The following is a 7,340-nucleotide window of genomic DNA, read 5'->3' on the forward strand; positions in this document are numbered from 1 at the left end:
CGGTAGCCCGCCGCCGTGTTCACCAGGCTGCGGTGCTCGATCATCACGCCCTTCGGCTTGCCCGTCGTTCCCGACGTATAGATCACGTACGCCAGATCCTCTGGACGGGCTTCATGGAAGCTGTCGGCATTCGTCCGCTCCTCGCTGTACGAAGTTTCATCGTCGAGGTACAGCACCGCCGCCAGCGCCAGCTCCTCTTCGCCGAGCCAGGCTTCGGCGCGCTCTCGCAGCGGCGTTTGCGTCAGCAGCACCTTCGCTCCGCTGTCTTCGAGCATGAACCGCACGCGGTCCGCCGGGTAATCCGGGTCGAGCGGCACATACGCCCCGCCCGCTTTCCAGACGGCCAGCACGGCCACCAGCAAGTCCACCGAACGCTCGGCGAGAATGCCGACGATCGTCTCCCGGCCGATGCCGCTTGCGCGCAGCGTGGCCGCCAAGCGGTTCGCCCGCTCGTTCAGCTCCGCATACGTCAGCCGGTCATTCTCGTACACGACAGCTGCCGCTTCCGGCGTGCGTTCCGCCTGTTCCTCGAACAGCCGGTGGAACGCGGCCGCCGGAGCCGCTTCCGGCTGCGCCGGGTTAAACGCGCCAAGAATTTGCTCTTTTTCCGCCGCCGTCAAAAGCTCCAACTGATTCACGCGGATGTTCGGGTTAGCCGCAACCTTCTCCAGTGCCCGGGCAAAATGACCGTGGATCAGCCTGATGTCTTCCTCTCTGAACGTCAGCGCATTGTACGTAAACCGCAGCAAAATATGCTCTTCCGGAATGACGGTAATGTCCAGGTCGTAGTTCGTTTGCTCCGGCGACTGGATATTAGCGATTTTCAGCGCTTCTTTGTCTCCGCCGACGACCTGCTCAATCTGTTCTTCCATCGGATAATTTTCAAAGACCATGATATGGTTGATCAAGTCGCGCTTTTGCTCGCTCAGCGACTGAATTTCGAACAGCGGGAACGTTTCGTAAGCTCCCGATGCCAGCGCTTGATCCTGGGTTTTTCTCAAGATATCGGCTACCGTCTCCTCGGCTTTGCCTTGAATACGGACCGGGATCGTATTAATAAACAGGCCGATCATGCTTTCGATGCCCGGAATTTCCGCCGGACGCCCGGATACGACGGAGCCGAATACGACATCCTCGCTGTTGTTGTATACCTGCAGAACCAGTCCCCATACGGTCTGCATGAACGTATTGAGCGTCACCTGCTGCTGGCGCGCCACCCGCTCGATTTGCCCGGTCAGTTCCTTGCTGAGTTCCACATCGATTTCAGCCGCTTCAAAAGCGCCCTGCTTCAGCTGCGTTTTCTCCTGGGGCAGCTTGGTCTGCTGATCGTAACCCGCCAAATACTCGGACCAGTAACACGAAGCTTTCGCGGCATCTTGAGCTTCCAGCCATTCGATATACCGGGAGTACGAGGTAACCGGAGGAAGCTCCAGCGTCCGCTTCTCCTGGAACGCGAAGTAGGTGTCGAACACTTCCTTGATCATGAAGGACATGCACCAGCCGTCCATCAAAATGTGATGGTGACTCCAGATCACATGGTAGGACTCGTCGCCCGTGCGCAAAACTGTCACGCGCATAAGAGAGCCTCGGGCCAAATCGAACTTGTTCGCTTTATCCGCGCTGACGAAATCGGCTATCGTCTTCTCCGGGTCTTCATCGCTTACCGAGCGAATATCTTCGAAGTACACTTCACACTTCCGCTCGCGGAATACCACTTGAATCGGCTCGTCTCTCCAGCCGGTAATAAAGTTGGTCCGCAGCGCCTCATTCCGCTGCACCAGCGTATCCAATCCTTGGGTGAAGGCTTCGACATTCAGGCTTCCGTACAGATCGAAGGTCACCTGTTCGAAGTAAGCTTCCGAATCGGTATCCAGCAGGCTGTGGAACAACATCCCTTTTTGCAGCGGAGTCAGGGTGTATACATTCTCCAGTTCGCCGAGCGCCGCCGTATGTTCGGCCAGCCGCTCCAGTTCCTCCAACGTCACATCTTGAAGCAGTACGTCGCTAGGCGTAAGCTCCGGCTGCTCTTTCGATACGCAATGGCTGATGACTTCACGCAAGCTCGAATGAAGCAGGGTGCCCAGGCGCTCTACCGTTTCCCGTTTATACTGGGTTTCCCCATAACGGATCGTGAGTTCCTGCACTCCTTCCGACACCATACCGTTGATATCGAGGACATAATCCATCACTGCATTCGGGCTTGAATCGGAGCCCGGGCTGAACGGAGACGGCCTCGAGCCGCTGCTTTCGTAATCCTGGTCGAACTGACCCAAATAGTTAAAGCTGATCTCCGGCTCCAAAGCGAAGCGCTCGCCGTCACGCGGCGCCGACAAATAACGCAGGATGCCGTAGCCGATTCCTTTGTTCTGAATGCGGCGCAAGCTTTCTTTAACCTGTTTCACCTGATGACCGAGCGCCTGGGCGTGACCCGGCTCCAGAACGACAGGGAATTGGCTTGTAAACCAGCCTACCGTGCGCGTAATGTCCACATCCGGCAAAATATCTTCCCGGCCGTGGCCTTCGAGATTCACCAGCACGCGTTCCCGGCCGCTCCAAGCTTGTACCGCGAGGCCAAGCGCGGCAAGCAGCAAATCGTTCATTTCCGTATGGTAAGCACGGTGTGCCTGCTTCAGCAGCTGTTCGGTTTCCTCCGCCGTCCAGCGAACGGTCACGAGCCCGCTGTCCTTCAGCTTGGATCTGCCTTGTTCAAAATCTTTCGGAAGCGGCTCATAGGTCAATTGCTCAATATGCTGCCAATACTCTCTCTCGCTTTCCATCGCCGGACCGTTCGCATAATCAGCGAGCTGTTTCGCCCACGTTTGGAATGAATCCGTTTTGAGCGGCAGACGGATCGGCTGCCCTTGCAGCGCCTGCTCATAGCCGGCAGCAAAATCCTCAAGCAGAATCCGCCAGGATACGCCGTCTACGACCAAGTGATGGATCGCGATGAGCAGGTGGTCGCCGTCGTCGCAGCGGAACAAGCCGAGCTTCACCAGCGGACCGTTTTCCAGATCGATGCTCGCTTGAATGTCATTCGCCTTAGCCTCTACCGCTTCTTTCACGTCGCCGACTCCCTTGAAATCGACAACTTCCAGATCGAACAGCGCTTCGTTCTCCCCGGCGCCGCGGTTCCAGGCAGTATAGCCGTTCTCGGTTTGGCGGTAAACCGTACGGAGAGCATCGTGATGCACGACAAGCTGACGCACCGCTTGGCGTAAAGCTTCTTCGTCAAAGCCTTGCTTGGAGAACTGCATGAACGCCTGGTTGCTGTGATGCACGTCGGCCGGATTTTGTTCAAAGAACCAGCGCTGAATCGGGGTCAAGATGACCTCTCCCGTCACTTCGGCCTGGCTTGCCGTTCTCTCCGCCGTTTGCAGCTGCAAACTAAGGGCGGAAATCGTCGGGTAATGGAACAAATCTTTCATGACCAGCTTGTACCCCGTTTGCAAAAGACGGGACGATACCTGCAAGGCCTTGATCGAATCACCGCCGAGCGCAAAGAAATTGTCCATCGTGCCGACCTGATCCACGCCCAGCACCGACTGCCAGACCGACGCAAGTGCTTGCTCGGCAGGAGTACGAGGCGCCGTGTATGCAGCCTCGGCACGAATGCTTCCTTCCGGTACAGGCAGCGCTTTACGGTCGATCTTCCCGTTCGGCGTAAGCGGCATTTGATCCAGGCGCATGATGCGCGAAGGCACCATATGGGAAGGCAGCGCGGCGTCCAGATGGGCCACAAGCCCTTCCAGATCGAAGCTGGAATCCGCTACGACATACCCGCACAAATATTTCTGCCCCCGCTCGTCCGTCCGGTCGATGACAAGCGCTTGACGCACGCCGGCAAAATTTTTCATGGCCGCTTCAATTTCACCAAGCTCGATCCGATAGCCGCGAATTTTCACCTGGTTGTCGATCCGGCCGATGAAGTCCACGTTGCCGTCCGGCATCCAGCGCGCCAGGTCGCCCGTCCGGTACAGCCGCTCCCCAGCGGCGAACGGGCTGTCTACGAATTTCTCCGCCGTCAAATCCGGGCGGTTCAAGTAACCGCGGGCCACACCCGCTCCGCCGATAACCAGCTCGCCCAACACCCCGATCGGCACCGGCTTCAGATTCGCATCCACGATGTAGAACTTGGCGTTCAGCCACGCTTTCCCGATCGGCACGCTGCCCGTCTTCGGCAGCTTCTCCAGCGGCTCGTCATAGAAGCTGGAGTCAATCGCCGCTTCCGTTACGCCGTAGCTGTTAATAATACGGAACTGCGAGCCGAAGCGCTCCTGCAAGGTGCGGTAATCCGCTACGCTGCACGCATCCGAGCTTGTGATCAGCAGCTGCATCGAGCTGAGGTCCAGACCCTCGGCATGCACATGCTCCATGAACGGCACGATCAGCGCCGGAGTCGATTCGAACACCGTCACGGCGTAGTCGCGAATCCAGCCGTAGAGGCGGGTTGGATCAATCCGGTCGTCCTTCGGCACGATGACCATGGTGCCGCCGTTGTACAGCGTCCGCGCAATGTCGCCGACGAACACGTCGAACGAGAAGCTGGCGAGCTGCAGCAGCCGGATCGGGAACTGATCCAGGCGGTAGTCCCGCCGGTAGCCCGCCGCCGTGTTCACCAGGCTGCGGTTTTCCACCGCCACGCCCTTCGGACGGCCCGTCGTACCGGAGGTGTAGATGACGTAAGCCAAATCGCGCGGCTTGTTCACATTCGCCGGATTCGATGCGAGATCCGCCGCTAGTACGTTCTTCTCGGCTTCTGCCGTGGCGGACGTTTCGGCAGCAGCCGTTTCCGCTTGCGCCAAAGCCTCCGCCTCTGCGCCTGCTTCGCCCAAAGCTTGTACACCCACAGCCGCTTCCGCCGCTCCGAGGCTGTACGTCGCGGCGTCGTCAAGCGCAAGCACCGTTTGCAGCACTAGAGCTCCGTCGCTGCGCCAAGCTTCCGCCTGCTCCAGCAGGCGGGTCTGCGTGAGCAGCACCGACGCCCCGCTGTCCGCGAGCATATATTCGATCCGCTCCGCCGGATAGTCCGGGTCGAGCGGCACATAAGCGCCGCCCGCTTTCCATACGGCGAGCACCCCGATCAACAGCTCCGCCGAACGGCCGGCCAGAATGCCGACCACCTGCTCCGGCTTCACCCCGCGCGCCCGCAGTGCATACGCCAGACGATTCGCTTTGGCGTTCAGCTCCGCATACGTCAGCTTGCTGTCTTCGTAGACAACCGCCAGCGCTCCCGGAGTGCGCTCCGCCTGCTCCTCGAACAGCTCGTGGAACGTTCTCTCTCTCCACGACTCATCCGCTTCCAAACCTGTACCCTCTGCGGCGGGTTGCTTCGCAAGAGCCGAAGACGACACGTCAAACCCGACCAGCAAATCATGCTTTTCGCTGTCCGTCAAGATATCCAAATCCGAAATCCGCGCACCCGGCTGAGCCAGGATCGACGCCAAAAGCTGCTCGTAATGACCCGCCAGCCGTACCATCGTTTCCTGTCTAAACAACGAGGTAGCGTACTCGATCTTGCAAACCAGCTCGTTATCGGCTTCCACGATATCAAGGCTAAGATCAAACTTTGCCGTCTTTTCCTCGATGTCGAACAGCGACCATTGCAAGCCTTCCAAGGTTAAATCCAAGCTTTCGTGTTTTTGCAAAGAAAACATGGTGTCAAACAAAGGATTCCGGCTTAAATCTCGGCTCACCTGAAGAGCTTCCACCAGCTCCTCGAACGGATAGTCCTGGTGCTCGTAGGCTCCAAGCGTCGTTTCCTTCACTTCCTGCAAGTAATCCAGGAACGTCCGCTCCGCCGTCGGACCCAAGCGAAGGGCCAGCGTATTGACGAACATGCCGATAATCGGCTGCAGGTCGGCGTGAGAACGGGCGGCAATCGGGGTGCCGACCACTATATCTTCCTGTCCCGCGTATTTATGAAGCAATACGGAGTACGCAGCCAGCAGAAGCATGTACAGCGTCGCCCCCGAATCGCCGGCAAGCCGTTTGAGAGCTTCGCTTTTCTCCGCATCCAGCGTAAACGTGAGCGTTTGACCGTCAAACTGCTGGACGGCCGGGCGGGAGAAGTCGAGAGGCAGCTCAAGAACCGGAAGCTCGGAGCTGAATACCCCGCGCCAGTATTCCTCCTGCCGTTTGATGCGCTGGCGCTGCTCCTCGGATTGCTGCCAAACGGCGTAATCCTTGTATTGAATCCGCAGCTCCGGCAATTCTTCCCCATTGTAAAGTCGCACGAATTCGCGCAGCAGCACGTCCATGGAAAGGCCGTCGGAACCAATATGATGAATATCCAGCGCGAGCAGGAATTTCTCTTTCTCCAGTTCGATCAGCAGGGCGCGGAGCAAAGGCGGCTGGGTCAAGTCAAAAGGCTGAATGAAGCCTTCAAGAATGGCTGCAACCTGATCTTCGCTTGCTTGAAGCTTCTCGACCTTGAAAGCTACGAGCGGATGAATACGCTGAACCGGCTCCCCATTCACGATTTCAAAACCGGTGCGTAGCATATCGTGCCGGGCCACCAAAGTAGTCAGCGCCTTTTCCACTTTGGCCTCGTTCAAAGCCCCTCCCAATTGCAAGGCGCTTGGGAGGTTGTAATTCAGCTCCGAGCCATCCAGCTGGTGCAGGACGTACAGCCTTTTTTGCGCGGAGGAAACCGGATAGTACGCTTTCTCTTCCGCTTTCGGAATCGAGCTGTGCCGCGTTTCTTCCAAGCTGGCAATAGCCCCGGCCATCGACTCTACCGTCGTATAGCGGAACACATCGCGCAGCGGAAGTTCGACGTTCATTTCCTTCTGAATCTTGCTGACAAGGTTCGTCGCCCGCAAGGAGTGGCCTCCGAGCTCGAAGAAATTGTCCAGGACTCCAATGCCGGAGTAGCCCAGCACTTCCTCCCAGATCTTCACAAGCTGGGACTCCGTCCGGTTACGCGGCGCTACGTATTCGACGCCCGTTTGTAAGCCGCCTTGCGGCTCCGGCAGCGCTTTGCGGTCCACTTTGCCGTTGGACGTCAGCGGCATGCGCTCCAGCTGCACGAAGTACGACGGGATCATGTACCCCGGCATTTCCTGGGCCAGCGAGGTTCTCATTTCGCTGACCGTCAGCGTCCGGTCCGCCACAAAGTAGGCGACAAGCGCCTTCTCGCCCCCGCCGTCCTGACGGGCAAGCACCACCGCTTCTTCCACGCCCTCGACGTTCAGTAGCTGCGTCTCGATTTCGTCCAGCTCGATCCGGTACCCGCGGATTTTCACCTGGTGGTCGATCCGGCCTAGGTATTCGATGTTGCCGTCCGGCAGCCAAGCCGCCAAGTCGCCCGAGCGGTACAGTTTCTCCCCCTCCGCAAACGG

1 protein-coding gene is annotated in these 7,340 nt (G+C 58.4%); it reads right to left on the reverse strand.

The window, feature by feature from the left end; translation table 11 throughout:
• Positions 1-7,340: non-ribosomal peptide synthetase (locus E0698_RS25960; protein ID WP_192513394.1), on the reverse strand; the 7,340-nt coding region annotated here is incomplete at both ends.

This window comes from Paenibacillus sp. 23TSA30-6 (genome assembly GCF_014858585.1).
Lineage (GTDB): Bacteria > Bacillota > Bacilli > Paenibacillales > Paenibacillaceae > Paenibacillus.